Below are 20,857 nucleotides of genomic sequence, written 5' to 3'. Positions count from 1 at the left end.
ATAGTCTAAGATACGGACGTGACATAGGCACTTGTGCAAATTGCTGCAATGCAGTATTCGTGCATCTGTACCCTAATATCGGATCTAAACTAAAAGTTGCAATGCAAACCATTTTCTCGACAGACGGGGTGCTACCGAAAAATCGGTTTCGCCATGGGAAAGATATTTGCGAAGATCGAATTGTCTCGCTGAATCAAAGTTGCCTCGACGATGAGCCCTTCAACGCCTCTATTAAGGGCGCAAATATTGGTGGCTTGGACTTCACATGGTTCGCGTTGAGTAATCTTAGAGTCTCGACGACACCGCGGACACTTCGGAACGAAAATCACAAGACCGATCAGCTCTTCTTAAACATAGTGTTGACCGGCACCGTATGCTCACACCAGAACGACCGATCGAGCACTGACGAGGCCGGTGACTTCGCCATACGCGACACGAACACACCCTGGGCTAACGAGCACAACGGTTACAGCGAAGTAGTGGCCATCTCAATCCCGCGGAGGCGGCTTGAGGGCGTCCTGGGGTCAGCCCGAATTTTCGCTGGTCTGACGGTCGATAGCCACCAGCCGGTGGCGACCCTGACCCGCTCTTTCCTGTGCAACCTTATGCGCGAAGGCGATCGGCTGCCGCCTTCTGCTGCTGAAAGAATGGCTGAGGTAGGGATCGACCTTGTCATCGCCAGCCTTGCTGAGCGCCTCGCAAAGGAGGTTCCTGGACCAATTTCAGGAGTTTTGGTGATCCAACGCGCCAAAGCGTACGTTGAGGCAAATCTCAACAACGTAAGCCTGGATCCGCCGCTACTCGCAGCAGCAGTTGGCGTTTCGCTGCGGCGACTTCAGCAGCTGTTCCACAATCACGGACAGCATATATCCGACTGGATCTGGCAGCGGCGGCTGCTGGCGGCGTCCAGACATTTGAAGAATCCCGGATGCCGCCACATATCGATCGGTATACTTGCATATGAGTGTGGTTTCGCAAGCCAACCGCACTTCTCCCGCCGCTTCAAGGCACACTTCGGAATGACGCCGAGCGAATACCGACATGCGTCGAGGATGCGAGATCTGTAACAGCGCCTACGCGTCCAGAATTCCCTAAGCTGCAGCGCAGTCAAACGTCCGTCTTCGCAGCGGCACGAGGGTCGCGATACAGCCGTGAAGGGTCGAACACCGAACATCCGCTTCCGGGCGGAGGGCTAAAGCCCGCTCCCCACCCATCACGGACGCACGCGGCGGGTACCAAGCGTCAGAGTTCCCCCACTAGCCCCGCCCGGCGGGCTTGGCCTTCGCGTCCGACGCCTTGATGGCCTTCCAGGTGTTCGGCTGGGCGACGACGGCGCGCAGGGCCGCCGTGTTGGCGGCGGCCTCGTCGGGGGACAGGTCCTGGCGGGACACCGCCTCCGCGTCCGAGAACTTGCCCTTGAGGCCGTAGACCAGGGCGAGGTTCTGGCGCACCCGGGCATCGGCGCGCGGCTGGGCGGCGGCGCGCTGCAGGGTCGCCTCGGCCGCGTCGAGGCGCTTGGCCAGGGCGTAGGACAGGCCGAGATTGGACAGGATCACCGGATCGTCGGGCTGGATCTTGAGGGCGGCCTCGTAGAGTCCCTGGGCGCGGGCATGGTCGCCGAGCTGGTCGGCCACCGCCCCCTGCGCCGAGAGCACGCGCCAGTCCGGCTGGGCCGCCGTGTGGGCGTTCTGGAGCACGTCGGCCGCTTCGGCGAAGCGGCCGGCTTCGGCCAGACTCTTGCCGTAGGCGGCGAGCACGGCGGTGTTCTTGGGGTTGCGCAGGGCGATCTGCTGCAGCACGGCCACGGCCTGGGCGCGCTGGCCCGTGGCGCGCAGGGCCTGGGCGTAGCGCAGGGCCATGGCGACGTCGCCGGGGTCGGCGGTGTAGCGCTCGCCGAGCGCCTCGACGTCGCGGCGGGACACCACGTTGGACGGCTTGCGGCCGAAACCCGGCAAGCCCAAGCCTGCGAAGGAATTCGTGCCGCCGGAAGACTCCGTGCCGCCGATGGAGCCCGTGGTCTCGGGGCCGCTCGAGCGGTTGCAGGCGCTGGCGAGGACGGCCAGCCCGACGACGGCGCCGAACCGCAGGGCCCTGCGAGACGCTTCCAAACGCGGCCTGACCATCTCGCGACTCCGCTATCCCACGGCCGGCGCGCTTCCCGCCACCGGTCGGCCGGTGATAGACCGTTAACCCTAAGCGGCGGTTAACCCGCCGCCGCGTCCGAGGAGCCCCGCCCTGTCCCAGCTGATCGCCCGCGCGCCGGATTTCACGCCCCTCATCCCGATCACCTGCGTCGGCGGTCCCGACTGGCCCGCGGTCGAGGCCGGCCTCGCGTCCCGCGAGGCGGCCTATGCAAGGGCGACGGAGTTCGCGCCGACGGCCGGGCGCATCGCCCTGCTGCCGGGGCCGGAGGGCGGGCTCGCCCGGGTGCTGTTCGGCCTCGGCGAACCGGGACCGGCCCGGGACCGGCTGCTCGTCGGCAAGCTGCCCGGGTCACTCCCCGCCGGCACCTACCGCCTCGAAGGACCCGTCGACGGCGCCGAGGCGAGCCTCGCGTGGCTGCTCGGCAGCTACCGCTTCACCCGCTACCGCGCGGCCGTTCCGGCCGGCGCGGCCGGCGCCGCCCTGCCCGGCCTCGTCGCCCCCGAAGGCGTCGATGCGGACGCGGTGGCGCGCATCGCCGCCGCCGTGGCCATGGGGCGCGACCTCGTCAACACGCCGGCCAACGATCTCGGCCCCGCCGAGATCGAGGCGGCGGCCCGCACCCTCGCCGAGAAACACGGCGCCTCCCTCACGGTGGTGTCGGGCGACGCCCTCGCGAAGGACTTTCCCCTGGTCCACGCGGTGGGCGCCGCCTCCCCGCGTGGCCCCCGCCTCATCGACCTCGCCTGGGGCGATCCGGCGGCCCCCCGCGTCATCCTCGTGGGCAAGGGGGTGGCCTTCGACACGGGCGGCCTCGACATCAAGCCGTCGGCCGGCATGCTGCTGATGAAGAAGGACATGGGCGGGGCCGCCGCGGCGCTGGCCGCCGCCGACATGGTGATGGGGGCGGGTCTCCGGCTGCGCCTGCGCGTCCTCATTCCGGCGGTGGAGAATTCCATCTCGGGCGCGGCCTTCCGCCCCGGCGACGTGATCCGCAGCCGCGCCGGCCTCACGGTGGAGATCGGCAACACCGACGCGGAGGGCCGCCTCATCCTCGCCGACGCCCTGGCGCTGGCGGATGCGGAGAAGCCCGACCTCCTCATCGATTTCGCCACCCTGACGGGGGCGGCCCGCGTGGCCCTCGGGCCCGACCTCCCGGCCTTCTTCACCGAAGACGAGGATCTCGCCGGGGCCGTCACGGCGGCGGGCCGGGCCGTCGCCGATCCCGTGTGGCGCCTGCCGCTGCACGCACCCTATGCGGGCCTGCTCGACTCGAAGGTGGCCGACCTCAACAACGCGCCGGGCGGCCCCTTCGCCGGGGCGATCACCGCCGCCCTGTTCCTGCGCCGCTTCGCCCCCGGGACGACGGCGCATGTGCATTTCGATCTCTACGGCTGGAACCCGTCGACCAAGCCCGGCCGGCCGGAGGGGGGCGAGGTCCAGACCGCGCGCCTCGTCCACGCGCTCCTGGCGGCCCGGTATCCGGCGGCCTGACCCGCCACCGGCTCAGGCGGCGGTCGCGGCCTTCTCGGCCTCGTAGGCCGTGCGCACGAGGGCGGCGCCGTAGGTCCGCTCCAGGCGGCGCACGGTGAAGTGCGCCCGGGCCATGGCCTGGAAGTGGTCCATGAAGGCGGCGTTCACGGCGGCGCCGCCGACGGCGCCGAGGATCGGCACCGCCTGCGCCGCCACCTTCTGCGAGACGACGATGCCAAAACGCGCGGCGATCTGCGCCGAGAAGCGGATGAGCGCAGGGGCCGCCTCGTCGAGGAGCGCCCGGTTGCCGGCGTAGCGCGCCGCCTCCGCCATGGTCTTGGCGAGCGCCGCGCGCACGGCGAAGTAGCCGCTCTCGGTGAGCGGGGTCTCGCTGCCACGTCCGCCCAGCGCGAACACCTGCACGCAGGCGAGCGCGTTCTCCGGGTCGGCCAGATCCTCGCCCTCCTCGCGGGCGATTCCCGCGATGGAGCGCAGCATCAGGGTGGTGGAGAGGGGCAGCTCCACCGCCAGCGTCGCGAGGCCGAAGGCGCCGCCCACGGCGCCCGAGACGGCCGCCATGGCCTTGTGGGCGAAATCGCTCGACGGCAGCATCCGACCGAGCCGACTCGCCGTGCTCACGGGTGCGGCCGCGACGGTCTCCACGAGATCGGTGCCGGCGGGCACCAGGGTCTTCTGCGCCTCCGGCAGGGTGGCGAGCGCCACCCGCAGGGCCGTGTGCATGGCGCTCTCGGTGGCGCGCGACACCGCGCCGGTGACGGCCTCCGGCAGGGCGCGGCCGATCATGTCGAGGGGCGCGCCGGCGGCGGCCGACAGGCGCGCGGCCAGCCCCGGATTCTCCAGGGTGCGCACGGCCCGGCGCAGGGCGGCGGCGTCCGCGTCGCTCAGGGCGGCGCCGCCGGCGGGCACGGGCGCGGTGTCGGAAGAGGTGTCGACGAGGGAAATGTTGCTCACGTCTGCGGTCTCATGCCTGGGCCGGGCGCCGGAACGCCGCGGCGGTCGGGAGAAGCAAGCCCGGGGCCGCCGGGATGGTTCCCGCCGGACGCGTCGGGGTCGGTTGCATCCGGCAGAACCGCCGCGGTCGCGGTGGCCTCGGCCGCCCGCGCGGCGCTGCGCTCGCCGGCCCGCCCGACGAACAGGCACAGCACCACCACGGGGATGCCGACCGCCGCCGTGATGGCGAAGAACACCGGGTAGCCGTAGGCCGCCACGATGTAGCCGGAGGTGCCGGCGACGAGCTTGCCCGGCAGGGCGTAGAGCGAGGAGAACAGGGCGTACTGGGTCGCGGCGAAGCCCGGTGCGGTCAGGCTCGACATGTAGGCGATGAGGGCCATGCCGGCGAAGGAGCCGCAGAAATTGTCGATGGAGATCGCCGCCGCCAGGCGCCACACCTCCGGCCCGCCGAAGGACAGCCACGAGAATGAGAGGTTCGAGGCGGCGCCGAGGAAGGCCCCGACCATGAGGGTCGGGAACAGGCCGAACCGGGTCATCGCCCAGCCGCCGACGAAGGCGCCGGCGATGCCGACCCAGATGCCGTAGAGCTTCGAGACCGCGCCGATCTCCGTGAGGGTGAAGCCGACCTGGCGGTAGAGCGGGCTCGCCATCACGCCGGAGATGAAGTCCGGCATCCGGTAGAACGCCACGAGGACGAGGATCGCCCACAGGCCGACGCCGAGGCGGCGGTGGAGCTCGGCCAGGGGCTCCAGCACGGCGCCCCTGAAGGTCCAGACCTTGGCCGGACGCCCGGCGGCTTCCTCGACGGCCGCCGCCGCGCGGGCCGCGTCCCCCGTCCGGTCGAAGGCGGGGGCCAGCAGGGCGGCCACGAGCCCGACGACCATGAGGGCCGCCATGGCAAGGTAGGCCACCTTCCAGCCGTAGGCGTCGGCGACGAACAGGGCGCCGGCCCCCGCCGACATCAGGCCGAAGCGGTAGCCGAGGTTCGAGGTCGCGGCGAGCACGCCCTGGAGGTCGGTGCCGGCGGCATCGATGCGCCAGCCGTCGATGACCACGTCCTGGGTGGCGGCGCAGAACGCCAGGAGGAAGGCGCCGAGCCCGAGGAGGGCGAGGCTGGTCGCGGGGTCGGCGAACGCCATCAGGGCGAGGGCGGCGGCCACCGCGCCCTGCGTCGTGACCATCCAGGCGCGCCGGCGCCCGAGGCGGCGGGTCAGCCCCGGCACGTCGAACCGGTCGATGAGCGGCGCCCACAGGAACTTCAGGGTGTAGGGTAGCGCGAGGTAGCTGAAGAGGCCGATGGCCTTGATGTCCACGTCCGAGTAGGCGAGCCGCGTCGAGAAGGTGCCGAGCACGAGGAGCAGCGGCAGGCCCGACGAGAAGCCGAGTGCCAGCATCAGCGGGATGCGCGGGTCCTCGGCGAGATCGCGCAGGCGCGGGCGGCTACGCACTCGGCTTGTCGCCATGGGATGGAACTCCTCTCAGGCCCGACGCTTACTTCGGACGAGCGTCGCGGATGGCGACCATGACCCGCCGCCCGGTCGCGCGGCCACTCCGGCCGCGGCCGCCGGACCAACCTCAGAAATGGCCGATAACTTGTTAACAGGGTGCGTTCAAACTGCTCGTCTGCCAATCGGGACCTTGCGCCACGGTCCGTCCGTAGGGTGCAGTCCGATCGTCGGCGGTGCGACGCCGTGCTCAATCGGGATGCCCCACGTGACGAACCGTCTCATGCATCCCCGAACCCTTCGGCCCCATTCGAGCCGGCCATGACCGACAGGATCAGTCCCGACGCGCAGGTTTCGTCCCAGAAGCGATTTCTTCCCCCGATGCAGACGCAGCTCGAGGGCACGACCCTTGTCTCGGCCTTCGCCGAGAGTCCGACGCCGATGGTGCTCACGGAAGCCCGCGGTAGCGACCATGCCATCGTCTGGACCAATGCGGCGTTCCTGGCGATGACGGGCTACGCGTGGGACGAGGTCGCGGGCCGCGACTGCCGGATGCTCCAGGGGCCGCTGACGGACCGGGAGACGGTGGCGCGCATCCGCGACGCCCTCGCGGCGGGACGCACCTTCGAGGCCGAACTCGTGAACTACCGCAAGGACGGGTCGTCGTTCTGGAACGGCATGACCCTCTCGCCCGTGCGCGATGCCGCCGGCACCATCACCCACTACTACGCGGCGCAGGCCGACATGACGGGCAAGCACAGCCTCGAAGTCGCCATGACGCACGCCAACCTCGATCTGGAGCGCCGCGTCGCTGAGCAGACCGCGGACCTGCGCGCCGCCCTGGAGCAGAAGACTGCCCTGCTCCACGAGGTCGATCACCGGGTCAAGAACAACCTCCAGGTGATCTCGTCCCTGATGCTGCTCAAGGCGCGGCGCACCCCCGAGGGCGAGGCCCGCGCGGCCCTCAACGGCATGGCCGAGCGCATCGGCGCCCTGTCGACGGTGCACCGCATGCTCTACTCGGCCGGCGACGTGACCCGGTTCAACCTGCAGGAATTCGCCGACGACTTTCTGGCTGACCTCGTGGCCGGCCTCGACGGCGAGCGCACGGCCGTGAGCGCGGCCATCGATCCCATGGCGGTCTCCGCCGCCATGGCGGCGCCCCTGGCCCTGATGCTGCATGAGCTGGCGACCAACGCCGTGCGCCACGCCTTCCCGGACAACCGGGCCGGCCGGGTCAGCATCACGGCGCGGCGCCGGGACGGGGCGCTCCACATGCTCATCGAGGATGACGGCGTCGGCCTGTCCGCCACCGTCCCGAACCCGGCCGGCTTCGGGCGCTCCCTCGTCGAGATGGTGGTGCGCCAGCTGCGCGGCACCATCGCGTGGAGCGAGACCGCCCCGGGCACCCGGGTCGAGATCAACGTGCCCCTCGACGCGGTCTCCCTCAGCGAGGCCGTACCCGATCCAGACGTCGAGGTTCCCCGATGGGCCACGTGATCCCGCCCCTGCGAATCCTCGTGGTCGAGGACGAGGTCCTCATCGCCCTCGAGCTCGAATGCCTGCTCGACGACCTCGGCCACGTCACCGTGGGGGTCGCCGGCTCGTCGCAGGAGGCCATCGCGCTGGGCCTCGCGACCCATCCGGACGTCGCCCTGGTGGATATCCACCTCATCGACGGGCCGACCGGCGTCGCCGTGGCGCGGGCGCTCAGTGCCGACCCGCGCACCACGGTGGTGTTCATGACCGCCAACGCCAAGCGCATCCCGGACGATTTCGCCGGGGCCCTCGGGGTGATCGCCAAGCCCTATTCCGAGCGGGTGGTGGCCGGGGCCCTGCGCTACGTCGCCGACCACCGTGCCGGCCACCCCGCGAGCCTCGAAGGCCTCGACGGGTTTCGGCTGGCCGCCGACGGGTCCGAGCGGCTGCACCACTGAGGGCGTGCCGGGTGCCGGTTTTCGGAGTTCGGCTCGGGCCTACGGCCGATGATCGGCCCATCGTGCGTAGCGGAGGGCACCGTAGCCCAGGGCCAGGGCGGCGGCCGGCACGAGGGCGAGGGCGAGGAAATCCAGAATGCTCATCCGATCAGCTCCCCGAGATACCGGCGTGCAGAGATATGTAGGGCCCCGCTGGCGATCCAGCAAACCAGCGAAATGCTGACGATTGCCCAGACGGGGATCACAGGTTGAGTGCTGGTATAGAGCACTGCAAAGATCTGTGCCAAGCCGCCAACTGTAAAAACTGACCCGGCGATGGTGTTGACGTATCCGGCAGTCAGCTTTGCTCGTTCGTTCGCAACGAGAATCGTTCGAGAATTGGGTTTTGACCGAAAGAGTGCCCTGTCCATTGCCGAGGGCCTCTCTTCGCGAATTCCGATCACCCCTTCGAGATGAGGGGGCCGCATTTCCCATATCCAGGCTACCCAATGCATGCAACCTGAAAGATAGCTTACGAGAAAAACAACTCAGAGATTCACCCGTCCCGCGCCGCCTTCAGGCGATACAGCGCCTCCAGCGCCTCGCGCGGGGTGAGCGCGTCTGGGTCGATCTCGTCGAGCACGCGGCGCAGGCCGTCCGCGCGCTCCGGGGGGGCTTCCTCCATCGGCGGCGCCGAGAGGGCGGCGAAGAGCGGCAGGTCGTCGATGCGCGGGCGGGTCGGGCGGTCGCGCTCGGGTTTCTCGAGGTTCTTCAGGATGGCGCCGGCCCGCGCGATGACGCCCGGCGGCAGGCCGGCGAGGCGCGCGACCTGGAGCCCGTAGGAGCGGTCGGCGACGCCCGGCACCACCTCGTGCAGGAACACCACCGTGCCCTTGTGCTCGGCGACCTTCAGGGTGGCGTTGTCGAGGTGCGACAGGCGCTGGCCCAGCGCCGTCAGCTCGTGGAAGTGGGTGGCGAACAGGGCGCGGCAGGCGTTCTTCTCGTGCAGGTGTTCGAGGCAGGCCCAGGCGATGGACAGGCCGTCGAAGGTCGCCGTGCCGCGCCCGATCTCGTCGAGGATCACGAGGGAGCGCCGCGTCGCCTGGTTCAGGATCGCGGCGGTCTCGACCATCTCGACCATGAAGGTCGATTGCCCGCGCGCCAGATCGTCGGCGGCCCCGACGCGGGAGAACAGGCGGTCGACGAGGCCGAGATGGGCCGACGCCGCCGGCACGAAGGCGCCGATCTGCGCCAGCACGGCGATGAGGGCGTTCTGGCGCAGGAACGTCGACTTGCCGCCCATGTTCGGGCCGGTGATGAGGCGGATGCGGCCGCGCCCCTCCCCCGACAGGTCGCAATCGTTGGCGATGAACGGCGCGCCCGAGAGCTTGAGCGCCACCTCGACCACGGGATGGCGCCCGCCCGTGACGGTGAATCCGTAGCCGTCATCGACCACCGGGCGGCGCCAGTCGCGCTCCACGGCGAGATCGGCGTGGGAGGCGGCGACGTCGAGGGCGGCCAGGGCGTCGGCGACGGACGCGATGGCCGCGGCCTCGGCCAGGACCTCGCCCGAAAGGGCGTCGAACACCGCCGATTCGAGCCTCAGCCCCCGGTCGGAGGCGCCGGAGATGCGGGTTTCGAGGTCACCGAGCTCGACGCTGGTGAAGCGCATGGCGTCCACCATGGTCTGGCGGTGGATGAAGGTCTCGCGCATCACCCCCTTGAGGCAGCCCTCCCCCACGGCCTGGGGCACCTCGATGTAGTAGCCGAGCATGTTGTTGTGCTTGATCCGCAGCGTCCGGCAGCCGGTCTCCTCGGCGTAACGCGCCTGGAGCGCCGCGATCACCTTGCGGGAATCCTGGCCGAGCACGCGGCACTCGTCGATCTCGGGCGCGTAGCCCTCGCGGACGAAGCCGCCATCCGTGCGCTTGAGGGGCAGGTCGTCGGCGAGCGCGGCGCTCAAGTGAGCCACGAGGCCGGCATCGACCTGCGCCAAGCGCTCGCCCAGGGCGGCGAGGTCGTCGGGCAGATCATCGAGGGCGGAAAGATGCGCTGCCAAGCCCTGCGCGGCGTCGAGTCCGTCGCGGAGCGCGGCGAGGTCGCGCGGACCGCCGCGCCCGAGGCCGAGGCGCGACAGGGCGCGGGCGAGGTCGGGCGCCCGCGCCAGGATCTCGCGAAAGGCCTTTCGCGAGACGCCCTGCTCGGCCAGCCACGCCACGACCGCATGCCGCCGTTGAATCGCGAAAAGGTCGGTGAGCGGTCCCGCGAGGTGCTCGGCCAGCAGCCGCGCCCCGCTCGCCGACACCGTGCGGTCGATGGCGTCGAGGAGGCTGCCCCGGCGCTCGCCGGCCAGGGTGCGGGTGAGTTCCAGGTTGGCCCTGGTCGACGCGTCGATGGCGAGCGTCGCCCCGGCGGTCTCGCGGGTCGGCGGCGACAGGGTCGGGCGCGCGCCGATCTGGGTGCGCTCGATGTAGAGCAGGGCCGCGCCCGCCGCCGCGAGTTCGGCCCGGCCGAACTGGCCGAATCCGTCCAGCGTCGAGACGCCGAACTGCGCCTTGATCCGCCGCTCGGCCGCTGCCGGCTCGAGCTCGGCCTGGGCCAGCGGCGTCACGGGGGCCGGGATCTCGCGCCACAGGCGGGCGAGGGCCGGATCGGCGTGGATCGTCTCCGACAGGACGATCTCGCGCGGCTCGTGCCGGGCGATGGACGAGGCGAGCTCAGAGGCCGGCACCTCGCTCAGATTGAACCGCCCCGTGGAGATGTCGAGGGCGGCCAGACCGTAGACGTGATCCGCCTCCCCCTTGCCGGTCCCGCCCCTGGTCCGGCCGATGGCGAGCAGGACGTTGGCGCGGGCCGGATCGAGGAGCCGGTCCTCCGTGATGGTGCCGGGGGTGACGAGGCGCACGACCTCGCGCCGGACCACGGATTTCGGCCCGCGCTTCTTGGCCTCCGCCGGGTCCTCCGTCTGGGCGCAGACGGCGACGCGGTGGCCGAGCGCGATGAGGCGGCTGAGGTAGTCGTCGGAGCGCTCCACCGGAACGCCGCACATGGGGATGTCGGCGCCGCCGTGCTTGCCGCGCTTCGTCAGGACGATTCCCAGCGCCCGCGAGGCGATCTCGGCATCCTCGAAGAACAGCTCGTAGAAGTCCCCCATCCGGTAGAACAGCAGGCAATCGGTGTTGGCGGCCTTGATCTCGATGTACTGCGCCATCATCGGCGTGGCGCCGGCTGTGTCGAGAATCGCCGCGCTGGTGGTGTAGTCCGACGGGGCGGAGCCGGTCTTCGGCACGGAGCGGGCGGGGCGCTGTTGCATGGCGCCAGCCTAGCAGACCCGGGCGGGCCTGATCAGCGCGGGCGCCCATCTGCCCTGGGGAGAAGGGTGGACAAGGGGGCCGCCCACGAAAAAGGCCGGCGCTCGCGCACCGGCCTCCTCCGTCGGCCGACCTGAACGGTCGGCGTCCTGCGAAAAGCTCAGTAGCGCGGGCCGCCCGTGGTCTGGCCCTTCTGCTGCATGAAGCCCGGCTGCTGCGGGTTGCGCGAATTCGGGTTGCTGCCCATGCGCGAGGCCGGCATGCGGCGCATGTGGCGGCCGTGGCCCATGCCGCGGTGGCGCATGCCCTGGTAGTGGCGGTGACGGTAGGCGGCCTCGTCCACCGAGTGATCGCCGGCGACGATGGGGGCGCCGACCGGCATGGCCGGGGCAGCGGAGGCGGCGGTCATTCCGAAGGCGCCGAGCAGGGTGCTGGCGGCGAGGGCAATGGCGATCTTGGTCATGCGGTTCGTCTTTCGTCGATGCACCCGGCGGGCGTCGGGGCATCAAGTCGCCGCTCCGGATTCCGTTCCCGGAAATTCGTCCGGGAATCGCCGCCAACGGCCTGAAACCACTGATAATTTTCGTAACCTGAACGGGATTAAGTACTCCACCCCGGTTTGACCGCCGAATCCCGGCGGCGCGGGGGCGGGATCGCTGCCCCCGGACCGCCCTGGTCGCGGCGCGGGCCGTGTGCGTGCCGGGCCGATACGGCCGCCGGGATGGTCGTTTCCCCGGAACATCACCGGATCGACGGTCGCCACCGAGCAAGGCGACCGGCCGGAAGGCTCTCGACGGTCGCGAATGCGGACACGCGACTGACGAGGACTGTTTCGCGCGGCGGGACGGGACGGGAAAAGCTTGCCGGCGTCGGCAGGACCGGATGGCGATAGCGTTTTTCGGTGAAAAGTCTTCTTCGTCTCCGCATCGTCTTCTATTGTACAAGATATCGAGACCCTTGAGCTTTCGGGATCGGGACAAGAGGGGGCGTTTCAGCGGAATATTAATTGTTACCCGTCTAATGTTCCGACGGTTTCAGGGATGTGTCGCCGCTATGAGATTGCCCGTGCTCCGGTTCGACCTGCGGTTCCAGATCGCCGCGCTCGGTGTCGGCGGCGTGCTGACCCTCGGAATCGTGTCGTTCGCGGCCGGGCAGATGCAGGCGCATTACCAGCGGGTCGCCGATGCGAGCCTGCACCTGCAGGAGCAGATTTCCGCCGTCGCCGACGACCTGCTCGCCGCCCGTCAGATCGAGACCGAGTTCCTGCTTCGCCGCCGGGACGCGCTCATCGCCCAACGGCAGGCGTTGATCACCCGGGCGGGGGAGCGCCTCGGCGCCGTCGAGGGCCTCGTCGCGTCGCTCCCCGCCGACGATCCCCTGCGCAAGGCCGAGGTGATCCGCGCCGGGCTCAACATCTACGCCATCCGGTTCCAGAACGTCGCCGCCGCCCAGCGGACCCTCGGCTTCACCGAGCGGGACGGCCTGCAGAACGGCCTCCGCACGGCGGTGCACGCCGTGGAGCAGCGCCTCTTCGAATTCGACCAGCCGCGCCTGTCCGTGCTGATGCTGATGATGCGCCGGCACGAGAAGGATTTCATGCTGCGCGGCGAGGACAAATACGGCGACGAGCTGCGCGAGCGCGTGTCGGAGTTCGAGACCGCGCTTCCGGCCTCGTCCCTGGCGCCGTCCGTCAAATCCGAGATCGCGGGCCTGATCAGGGCGTATGAGAGCCGCTTCCTCGCCTATTCGGCGGGCGCCTCGAGCCTGAGGGAAGAGGCGGACGATCTCGCGGCGATCTACGGGCGCCTGGAGCCGCTCGTCGCCGAGGTGAAGCGGGCGGGGCAAGCCAATTACGGGCGGGCGCAGGCCGAGAGCGCGACGTCCCGGGCCCGGTTCGCCGAACTGCTCTGGGCGATCGTCGGCCTGACGATCCTGTGCGCCGCGTCCCTGTCCTGGTGGGTCGGGCAGCGCACGTCCGGGCCGCTCCGGACGATGGAGCGACTGGCCGGGGGCGACCTTTCCGTGACCGTGCCGCGCCTGGAGCGGCGCGACGAGATCGGGGCCATCTCGCGGGCCTTCGCGATCTTCCAGGCGAAGATGGCCGAGAACGACAGTCTGACCCGCGCGCAGGCGGCGGCCCGGACGCGGGGCGAGGCCGAGCGGAAGGCGGCCCTGCGGGCGATGGCCGATGGCTTCGAGCGCGCGGTGAGCGGCATCGTCGGCCTCGTGGCGTCGGCGGCCACCGAACTCCAGGCCACCGCGCAGGGCATGGCCGGCACGGCGACCGAGACGGCCCGGCAATCCGGCACCGTGGCGACGGCGGCCGAGGAAGCCGCCGCCAACGTCGATTCGGTGGCCGCCGCCGCCGGGGCGTTGGGCGCGTCGGTCCAGGAGATCGGCCGCCGGGTCCAGGGATCGGCCTCGTTGACGCAAATCGCGGTGAGCGAGGCGGCCCAGACGGCGCGGCTGATGCAGGACCTCGACGGCGCGGCGACGCGGATCGGCGACGTGGTGACCCTCATCGCCGCCATCGCGGGGCAGACCAACCTGCTGGCGCTGAACGCGACCATCGAGGCGGCCCGCGCCGGAGAGGCGGGACGGGGCTTCGCCGTGGTCGCGGCGGAAGTGAAGGAACTGGCCGGCCAGACGGCCCGCGCCACCGCGGAGATCAACGGCCAGATCGGCCGGATGCAAGGTTCGACGACCCGGGCGGTCTCGGCCATCGACGGCATCGCGGCCCGCATCCGGGAGATCGACGGGGTCGCGAGCGCGATCGCGGCGGCGGTCGAGGAACAGGGGGTCGTCACGCGTGAGATCGGGTCCAACGTCACCCAGGCGTCCATGGGCACGAGCGCGGTGACCGGCACCATCGTGGGTGTGGCCCGCGCCGCCGGGGAAACCGGTGCGGCGGCGAGCGAGGTGCTGTCGGCGGCGTCCGAACTCTCGCGCCAGTCCGAGCATCTCGCCGGTGAGGTCGAACGCTTCCTCGCCACCGTGCGGGCGGCCTGAACCGGGGCGCGTCCGGGGCCGATTCGCGCGGTCGTCCGATCCGCCGGCTTGCGGCAACGCCCGGTTCGCGGCACCAGCATGGGCGATGCCGTCCGTGCCCCCCCTCCCCGATCTGCCCATCGAAGCGGTGCTGCCCGCCCTCGGGGATGCCCTCGCGGCGCGCGCTTCCTGCGTCCTCGTGGCCCCGCCCGGCGCCGGCAAGACCACCCGTGTCCCCCTCGCCCTGCTCGACGCGCCATGGCTCGCGGGCCGAAACATCATCCTGCTCGAACCGCGCCGCCTCGCCGCCCGGGGCGCGGCCGAGCGCATGGCCCGGACCCTCGGCGAGCGCGTCGGCGACACGGTGGGCCTGCGCGTGCGCCTCGGCTCGAAGATCTCCGCCCGCACCCGCATCGAGGTGGTGACCGAGGGCGTCTTCACCCGGATGATCCTCGACGATCCCGAACTCACCGGCATCGGCGCCGTGCTGTTCGACGAGTTCCACGAGCGCTCCCTCGACGCCGATCTCGGCCTCGCCTTGGCGCTCGATGCACAAGCCGGCCTGCGCGAGGACCTGCGCATCCTCGTGATGTCGGCGACCCTCGACGGGGCCCGCGTCGCCCGCCTGCTCGCCGACGCGCCGGTGATCGAGTCGGAGGGCCGCGCCTTTTCCGTCGAGACCCGCCATATCGAGCGCGACCCCAACCGGCGCATCGAGGACGCGATGGCGGACGCGATCCTGCGGGCGCTCAGGGCCGATCCGGGCTCGGTCCTCGCCTTCCTCCCCGGCCAGGGCGAGATCCGCCGGGTCGCGACCCTGCTCGCCGAACGGGTCGACGGGACCACGGACATCGCCCCCCTGTACGGCGCCCTGACGCCGGCCGAGCAGGACCGCGCCATCGCGCCCGCCACGCCCGGCCGGCGCAAGGTGGTGCTCGCCACCAGCATCGCCGAGACCTCCCTCACCATCGAGGGCGTGCGCATCGTGGTCGATTCCGGCCTGTCGCGGGTGCCGGTCTACGAGCCCGGCCTCGGCCTGACCCGCCTCGTCACCGCCCGGGCCTCGCGCGCCTCCGTCGATCAGCGCCGGGGCCGCGCCGGCCGCACGGAACCGGGTGTCTGCCACCGCCTGTGGTCGGAGGCGGCGACGAACGCCCTCGAGCCGTTCGGGCGCCCCGAGATCCTCGCCGCCGACCTCGCGGGCCTGCTCCTCGACTGCGCCGCCTGGGGGGTGGCCGACCCGACCACCCTCGCCTTCCTCGATGCCCCGCCCGCCCCCGCGCTCGCGGAAGCCCGCGCCATGCTGCGCGAACTCGACGCCCTCGACGCCGACGGCCGCCTCACCCCCATGGGCGAGGCCCTGCGCGCCCTCCCCCTCCCCCCGCGCCTCGCCCGGATGGTGGTGGCCGCCGCCGCGCACGGCCGCGCCCGCGCGGCCGCCGATCTCGCCGCCGTCCTGGTGGAGCGGGGCCTCGGCGGCGACGCCGTCGACCTCGGCGACCGGGTCGACCGCTACGGCCGGGATCGCGGTCCCCGCGCGCAGGACATGCGCCGCCTCGCGCAAGGATGGGCCAGGCAGGCCGAGACCTTCGCGTCGAAGGCGCGGCCCGCCGCGCAAGCCCCCGTCGATCTCTCCGCGCCCGGTCCCCTCCTGGCGCTGGCCTATCCCGACCGGGTGGCGCGGGCGCGGGGCCGCGACGGCGAGTTCGTCATGGCCAATGGCCGCGCCGGGCGCCTCGATCCGGCCCTGGCGCTCGCCCGCGAACTGTTCCTCGTCATCGCCGACATCACCGGCACCGCCGCCCAGGCCCGCATCCTCGCCGCCGCGCCGATCTCCCTCGAGGCCATCGAGGCGCTGTTTCCCGAGCGCATCGCGTCCGCGACCCAAGTGGCGTTCGACCGGGGCGCGCGGGCCCTGCGCGCCCGGGCGCTCCGCCGCCTCGGCCCGATGATCCTCGGCGAGCGCATCCTGCCCGTGCCGCCGGACGCCGACTCCGCCGCGATCCTGGCCAGGGGCATCGCGGAGATCGGCCTTGCCGCCCTGCCCTGGACGCCGGCCCTTTCGCAATGGCTCGCCCGCCTGCGCTTCCTGCGCGCGGCGGACGCCTCCTGGCCCGACCTGTCCGACGAGGCCCTCACGGCGACGGTGGACGCGTGGCTCGCCCCCGAGATCGTCGGGCGCCTGAACGTGGACGCGATTCACCCCGACGATCTCGGCCGGGCGCTCCACGCCCTCGTGCCGTGGGACCTCCGCGCCCGCCTCGACGCGGAGGCGCCGACCCATATCGCGGTGCCGACGGGCTCGCGCATCGCCCTCGACTACGCCGCCGAGGGCGGTCCGGTGCTGGCGGTCAGGGTGCAGGAGCTGTTCGGCCTCGAACGCCACCCGTCCATCGCGGGCGGGCGGATACCGCTGGTGCTGCACCTGCTGTCCCCGGCCTCGCGGCCGATCCAGATCACCCGCGACCTGCCGGGTTTCTGGCGCGGCTCGTGGAGCGCCGTGCGCGCCGAGATGCGCGGGCGCTATCCGCGCCATCCCTGGCCCGAGGACCCCGTCGCCGAGCCGCCGACCCGGCGGGTGAAGCCGCGCGGCACGTGATACGAGTTCTGGTCGATCCGCTCGATCGATCGCACGTTCCGCCTGAGGCAGAGACAAAGCCTGGGTCCCCTCTCCGTCCCGGCAGGGCGATCGCAGATGAACCGCGACGGGCCCCCTCTCCTGTTTGGGAGAGGGTTGGGGTGAGGGTCGTGGACTGTCCGGAAAAGTCACACACCTCACCCCCGCCCTCTCCTTCCAGGAGAGGGGGCCTGTCGCGACCGTTCGAAGCGCTTTGCCTCGCCGTTCGAACGCCGGGAAAACTCATCTGCGATCGCCCTCCCTGGAAGGAGAGGGGGCCTGTCGCGACAGCGCGATCCGAAGCGATCGAATGGGAACCGCATGAGTCTTTCGATGGCCCTCGGGTGCGTGGCGGGCGCCTTCGATCCGCGCGGGCGGATGTCGGCGGGCGCCTATCGTCGGTTCATCGTGCGGACGATCCTGTCCGGGGCCGTCCTGCTCTGCCTCGGCATCTGGCTCGGCTCGCTCGGCGCGCGCTGGGCGGCGATCCTCACGATCGCGGCCCTTCCCGCGGTCGGGCTCGTGGCGCTGGCCGCGACGGCCCGCCGCCTGCACGACCGCGACCGCTCCGCCGGATGGCTCGCCGTCTGGGTCCTCGCCCAGGCCCTGGGCTTCGCGCCCCTCGACCGGTTCGTGGACACGCAGCCCCTCCCGGTGATCGGCCTGCTGCTGGCCATGCTCGGCTATTCGGTGTGGTTCTTCCTGGAGACCGTCCTGCGGCGGGGCACGCCCGGCCCCAATCGCTTCGGTGCGGCGGAGGAGTGAGGGACCTCGGATCGGCCCCTTCGCCACCGTTCATCGGACGGGCGAAGGCCCTGCGCGCAGGCCCTCGCCCCGCTTGCGGGGAAAGGGGGATGCGCGCAGCCGTTCGGTCTTGTGAAAAGAAAGACTAATGCGGCCGCACGCGGTCGATCACGTCGCGCGCCGCTGCGAAGGCGGCGTCGGCGTCGAGATCCGTGGTGTCGAGCAATACGGCGTCGGCCGCCGCCTTGAGGGGGGCGGTGGAGCGCTGGGCGTCGCGGGCGTCGCGGGCGACGATGTCGTCGAGGATCGCCCCGAGGGACGTGGTCTCGCCCCGGCGCTGGAATTCGAGGTGGCGCCGGCGCGCCCGCTCCTCGGGCGCCGCCGTGATGAACAGTTTGACCCGCGCGTTGGGGCATACCACCGTGCCGATGTCGCGCCCGTCGAGGACCGCGCCGGTGCTGTTGCCGGCAAAGCGCTGCTGCCACGCGAGCAGGGCCGAACGCACGGCCGGCACCGCCGAGATGCGGGACGCCGCCTCGCCCATGGCGCGGTCGCGCAGGCGCGGGTCGGCGAGCCGGTCGGCGATGAGGCCGGCGGCGGCCCGGGCGGCGGCCTGATGGTCGTCGAGGTTGTAGCCGGCGTCGATGACGGTGAGCGCCACGGCCCGGTAGAGCAGGCCGGTGTCGAGGTGGGGCAGGCCGTAATGGGCGGCGATGCGCTTGGCCAGCGTCCCCTTGCCGGAGGCCGCCGGCCCGTCGATGGCGATGACCAGGGGGATAGTGCTCATGGGGCGATCCGCCCGCCCAGCGCCTGCATGGTCGGCAGGAAGCTCGGGAAGCTCGTGGCGATCATGGCGCCGTCATCCACGGTGACGGGCTCGTGGGTGGCCAGACCCAGCACGAGGAACGCCATGGCGATGCGGTGGTCGAGATGGGTCGCCACCGTGCCGCCGCCCCGGGGCGCCGTGCCGTCGCCGTGGACCACGAGGTCGTCGCCCTCGACGACGTGGGCGATGCCGTTGGCCTTGAGGCCGTCGGCCACCGCCGCGAGGCGGTCGGATTCCTTCACCCGCAGCTCGTGCAGGCCGTTCATCCGGGTGGTGCCCTCGGCGAAGGCGGCGGCGACGGCCAGGATCGGGTACTCGTCGATCATCGCGGGCGCCCGCTCGGGCGGCACGTCGACACCCTTGAGGCGGCTCGCGCGCACGCGCAGGTCCGCCACGGTCTCGCCGCCCTCGTCGCGCTCGCGCAGGCGCTCGATGTCGGCGCCCATCTCGATGAGTGTCGTGATGAGGCCGGTGCGGAGCGGGTTCATCATCACGCCCTCGATGACGACCTCCGAGCCCGGCACGATGAGGGCCGCCACCAGGGGGAAGGCCGCCGAGGACGGATCGGCCGGCACCACCACGTCGGTGCCGCGCAAGGTCGGCTGGCCCGTGAGCGCGATGGTGCGGCCGTGGCCCTCCGGCCCGTGGGCGGTGACCTCGACATGGGCGCCGAACAGCCGCAGCATCCGCTCCGTGTGGTCGCGGGTGGCCGCCGCCTCGATCACCGTGGTGGTGCCGGGCGCGTTGAGGCCGGCGAGCAGCACCGCCGACTTGATCTGTGCCGAGGCCACCGGCGTCTCGTACGTGATGGGGATCGCCTCGCGCGGGCCCCGCAGGGTCAGGGGCACGCGCCCGCCCTCCTGCTCGCCGACCACCTCGGCGCCCATCCGCACCAGGGGATCGAGGATGCGGCGCATGGGGCGCTTGCGTAAGGACGCGTCGCCGTCGAACGTCGCGGTCACCGGCTGGCCGCCGACGACGCCCATCATCAGGCGCGAGCCCGTGCCGGCATTGCCGAAATCGAGCACGTCCGCCGGATCGGCGAGGCCGCCGAGCCCGACGCCGACGATGCGCCAGCGACCCTCGCCGAGGCGCTCCACCGTGGCACCCAGCGCCTCCGCCGCCGCGGCGGTGCGCAGGACGTCGTCGCCTTCGAGCAGGCCCTCGACCCGGGTCTCGCCGATGCTGAGCAGGCCGAGGATCATCGCCCGGTGCGAGATCGACTTGTCGCCGGGCGGCCGCAGCGCCCCCCGGAGGGCGAGGCCGGCGGTGGCGGTGAGGGGCTGGGGCGGGAGGTCGTGTGACACGGGCAGCGACTTTTCGGCGTCTGGGTCACGTCACCGTCCCGGACGAGGGTCCGGGCCGGTTCGTGCCGCGAGGGGGCCGGGATCGGTGATCCGGCTCTATGACAGGCCGGTTATCACGCAGGCGGGGCCGCGTCATCCGAGCCGGCCCGACCCGGAACGATCGCCGCAGGAAAAGCCGGCCCCGCCGCGGGCCGGGACCCGTATTTGACAGGAGCGTCGTGCGCGACTAACGGGGCCCCTCCCCGAAAAATGACTCTAGAGGTTGCCCGTGGCCAGACCGGAACTCGGCTTGAAGCGTCAATGCATGAGCTGCGGCGCCAAGTTCTACGACCTCGACAAGGACCCGGCCACCTGCCCGAAATGCGGGACGATCTATCAGGCCATCGCGTCCACCAGCCGCGTCGCCGCCCCGGCGCTGGCTGCCCGCGCCGCCGCCGTGCCGGCCGATGACGACGAGGATGCCGACGCCGAGAAGGGCGGTCCCGAGATCGTCTCCCTCGACGAGGTCGAGGCGGCCGAGGACGAGGCCGACACCGCCACCGACGACAGCGAGTCCGATACGGCCGATGCCGACGACACCTTCCTCGAGGAGGAGGATGCCGGCGACGACGACGTCGCCGACCTCATCGACGGCGACATCGAGAACGACGAGGAGAGCTGAGCCTCCTTCCTCGGGCTCCCTTCCCCCGGGCTCCTTCCCCCGGGCTCCCATCGGACGAGGCCGGCAAAAAACTTTGCCGGCCGGCGAGAAAGGGGGTTGAGGCCCGCGCGGGGGCCGAATATAGAACCGCCATCGCCGGCCGCCACCGCGGAGGCCGGTCGAGACGCTCCCGGAGATGGCCCCCCAGGCCGGTTTCGGGGCGAAAGTGGGGCCTTAGCTCAGCTGGGAGAGCGCTTCCATGGCATGGAAGAGGTCATCGGTTCGATCCCGTTAGGCTCCACCAATCAGGTTTTCCCGAACCTGACCCGAGACGACCAGACGCGACAATGTGGGGCCTTAGCTCAGCTGGGAGAGCGCTTCCATGGCATGGAAGAGGTCATCGGTTCGATCCCGTTAGGCTCCACCAGTCCGGTCCGTCGTCGCCGGACCATCCTCCCATCCCAAGCGAGATGTAC

15 protein-coding genes and 2 tRNA genes are annotated in these 20,857 nt (G+C 71.4%); 10 read left to right on the top strand and 7 right to left on the bottom strand.

What is annotated here, in order from left to right; translation table 11 throughout:
- Positions 1 to 101 precede the first annotated feature (101 nt).
- Entirely contained in the window at positions 102 to 1,067 is a 966-nt protein-coding gene (locus MKK49_RS18965; protein WP_244031239.1) for a helix-turn-helix domain-containing protein, read from the top strand.
- A 189-nt stretch (positions 1,068 to 1,256) separates the two neighbouring features.
- Here the strand turns inward: MKK49_RS18965 and MKK49_RS18960 are convergent, their stop codons facing one another.
- Entirely contained in the window at positions 1,257 to 2,123 is an 867-nt protein-coding gene (locus tag MKK49_RS18960) for a tetratricopeptide repeat protein (protein ID WP_244031238.1), read from the bottom strand.
- 124 nt (positions 2,124 to 2,247) lie between these two features.
- Here MKK49_RS18960 and MKK49_RS18955 point away from each other — a divergent pair, with 124 nt between their 5' ends.
- Positions 2,248 to 3,636: a leucyl aminopeptidase family protein gene (locus MKK49_RS18955; protein ID WP_409565104.1), complete on the top strand. Its 1,389-nt coding sequence runs from the start codon at positions 2,248 to 2,250 to the stop codon at positions 3,634 to 3,636.
- Between the two features lie 12 nt (positions 3,637 to 3,648).
- Here the strand turns inward: MKK49_RS18955 and MKK49_RS18950 are convergent, their stop codons facing one another.
- Both MKK49_RS18950 and MKK49_RS18945 read right to left on the bottom strand, forming a co-directional pair.
- Positions 3,649 to 4,587, bottom strand: a complete 939-nt coding sequence (locus tag MKK49_RS18950; protein ID WP_244031237.1) for an EcsC family protein — start codon at positions 4,585 to 4,587, stop codon at positions 3,649 to 3,651.
- A complete protein-coding gene (locus MKK49_RS18945; protein ID WP_244031236.1) occupies positions 4,584 to 6,050 on the bottom strand; it encodes an AmpG family muropeptide MFS transporter in 1,467 nt (488 codons plus the stop codon). The genes MKK49_RS18950 and MKK49_RS18945 overlap by 4 nt, the downstream gene beginning before the upstream one ends.
- Before the next feature lie 363 nt (positions 6,051 to 6,413).
- Between MKK49_RS18945 and MKK49_RS18940 the strand changes: the two genes are divergently transcribed.
- Positions 6,414 to 7,532: a histidine kinase dimerization/phosphoacceptor domain -containing protein gene (locus tag MKK49_RS18940; RefSeq protein WP_244031235.1), complete on the top strand. Its 1,119-nt coding sequence runs from the start codon at positions 6,414 to 6,416 to the stop codon at positions 7,530 to 7,532.
- Positions 7,520 to 7,969: a response regulator gene (locus MKK49_RS18935; RefSeq protein WP_244031234.1), complete on the top strand. Its 450-nt coding sequence runs from the start codon at positions 7,520 to 7,522 to the stop codon at positions 7,967 to 7,969. Before MKK49_RS18940 ends, MKK49_RS18935 begins: the two co-directional genes overlap by 13 nt.
- Before the next feature lie 535 nt (positions 7,970 to 8,504).
- Here the strand turns inward: MKK49_RS18935 and mutS are convergent.
- Both mutS and MKK49_RS18925 read right to left on the bottom strand, forming a co-directional pair.
- A complete protein-coding gene (gene mutS / locus MKK49_RS18930) occupies positions 8,505 to 11,261 on the bottom strand; it encodes a DNA mismatch repair protein MutS (RefSeq protein ID WP_409565100.1) in 2,757 nt (918 codons plus the stop codon).
- A gap of 158 nt (positions 11,262 to 11,419) precedes the next feature.
- On the bottom strand, positions 11,420 to 11,722 hold the full coding sequence (locus MKK49_RS18925) for a hypothetical protein (protein ID WP_244031233.1): 303 nt from the start codon (positions 11,720 to 11,722) through the stop codon (positions 11,420 to 11,422).
- Between the two features lie 602 nt (positions 11,723 to 12,324).
- Here MKK49_RS18925 and MKK49_RS24715 point away from each other — a divergent pair.
- The 3 genes from MKK49_RS24715 to MKK49_RS18910 all read left to right on the top strand — a co-directional run bounded on the left by MKK49_RS24715 (position 12,325) and on the right by MKK49_RS18910 (position 17,629).
- Positions 12,325 to 14,268: a methyl-accepting chemotaxis protein gene (locus MKK49_RS24715; RefSeq protein ID WP_313899190.1), complete on the top strand. Its 1,944-nt coding sequence runs from the start codon at positions 12,325 to 12,327 to the stop codon at positions 14,266 to 14,268.
- Positions 14,269 to 14,353: 85 nt separating this feature from the next.
- Positions 14,354 to 16,846 carry an ATP-dependent helicase HrpB gene (gene hrpB, locus MKK49_RS18915; RefSeq protein WP_244031232.1) on the top strand — a complete coding sequence of 831 codons (2,493 nt, stop codon included), beginning with the start codon at positions 14,354 to 14,356 and terminating at the stop codon, positions 16,844 to 16,846.
- Between the two features lie 351 nt (positions 16,847 to 17,197).
- Positions 17,198 to 17,629, top strand: a complete 432-nt coding sequence (locus MKK49_RS18910) for a DUF805 domain-containing protein (protein ID WP_244031231.1) — start codon at positions 17,198 to 17,200, stop codon at positions 17,627 to 17,629.
- A gap of 124 nt (positions 17,630 to 17,753) precedes the next feature.
- Here MKK49_RS18910 and cmk read toward each other — a convergent pair whose 3' ends face one another.
- Together cmk and aroA are read right to left on the bottom strand one after the other, a co-directional pair.
- Positions 17,754 to 18,395: a (d)CMP kinase gene (gene cmk, locus MKK49_RS18905; RefSeq protein ID WP_244031230.1), complete on the bottom strand. Its 642-nt coding sequence runs from the start codon at positions 18,393 to 18,395 to the stop codon at positions 17,754 to 17,756.
- On the bottom strand, positions 18,392 to 19,741 hold the full coding sequence (gene aroA, locus MKK49_RS18900) for a 3-phosphoshikimate 1-carboxyvinyltransferase (RefSeq protein ID WP_244031229.1): 1,350 nt from the start codon (positions 19,739 to 19,741) through the stop codon (positions 18,392 to 18,394). Before aroA ends, cmk begins: the two co-directional genes overlap by 4 nt.
- A gap of 268 nt (positions 19,742 to 20,009) precedes the next feature.
- Between aroA and MKK49_RS18895 the strand changes: the two genes are divergently transcribed.
- The 3 genes from MKK49_RS18895 (at position 20,010) to MKK49_RS18885 (ending at position 20,808) form a co-directional block, all read left to right on the top strand.
- Positions 20,010 to 20,402, top strand: coding sequence for a TIGR02300 family protein (locus MKK49_RS18895; protein WP_313899189.1), 393 nt, complete (start codon positions 20,010 to 20,012; stop codon positions 20,400 to 20,402).
- Positions 20,403 to 20,609: 207 nt separating this feature from the next.
- Positions 20,610 to 20,685 (top strand) — tRNA-Ala (locus MKK49_RS18890).
- Between the two features lie 47 nt (positions 20,686 to 20,732).
- Positions 20,733 to 20,808: transfer RNA gene (locus MKK49_RS18885), tRNA-Ala, on the top strand.
- Positions 20,809 to 20,857 lie beyond the last annotated feature (49 nt).

Source organism: Methylobacterium sp. J-090 (assembly GCF_022829345.1).
Taxonomy (GTDB): domain Bacteria; phylum Pseudomonadota; class Alphaproteobacteria; order Rhizobiales; family Beijerinckiaceae; genus Methylobacterium.
The sequence above is the reverse complement of the archived record's forward strand: the minus strand, read 5'-3'. Positions and strand labels throughout refer to the sequence as shown.

Coding starts and splice junctions, on each gene's coding strand:
- MKK49_RS18965 (WP_244031239.1), top strand. CDS start 102: ATGCAAACCATTTTCTCGACAGACGGGGTGCTACCGAAAAATCGGTTT.
- MKK49_RS18960 (WP_244031238.1), bottom strand. CDS start 2,123: ATGGTCAGGCCGCGTTTGGAAGCGTCTCGCAGGGCCCTGCGGTTCGGC.
- MKK49_RS18945 (WP_244031236.1), bottom strand. CDS start 6,050: ATGGCGACAAGCCGAGTGCGTAGCCGCCCGCGCCTGCGCGATCTCGCC.
- MKK49_RS18940 (WP_244031235.1), top strand. CDS start 6,414: ATGCAGACGCAGCTCGAGGGCACGACCCTTGTCTCGGCCTTCGCCGAG.
- MKK49_RS18935 (WP_244031234.1), top strand. CDS start 7,520: ATGGGCCACGTGATCCCGCCCCTGCGAATCCTCGTGGTCGAGGACGAG.
- mutS (WP_409565100.1), bottom strand. CDS start 11,261: ATGCAACAGCGCCCCGCCCGCTCCGTGCCGAAGACCGGCTCCGCCCCG.
- MKK49_RS18925 (WP_244031233.1), bottom strand. CDS start 11,722: ATGACCAAGATCGCCATTGCCCTCGCCGCCAGCACCCTGCTCGGCGCC.
- hrpB (WP_244031232.1), top strand. CDS start 14,354: ATGCCGTCCGTGCCCCCCCTCCCCGATCTGCCCATCGAAGCGGTGCTG.
- MKK49_RS18910 (WP_244031231.1), top strand. CDS start 17,198: ATGGCCCTCGGGTGCGTGGCGGGCGCCTTCGATCCGCGCGGGCGGATG.
- cmk (WP_244031230.1), bottom strand. CDS start 18,395: ATGAGCACTATCCCCCTGGTCATCGCCATCGACGGGCCGGCGGCCTCC.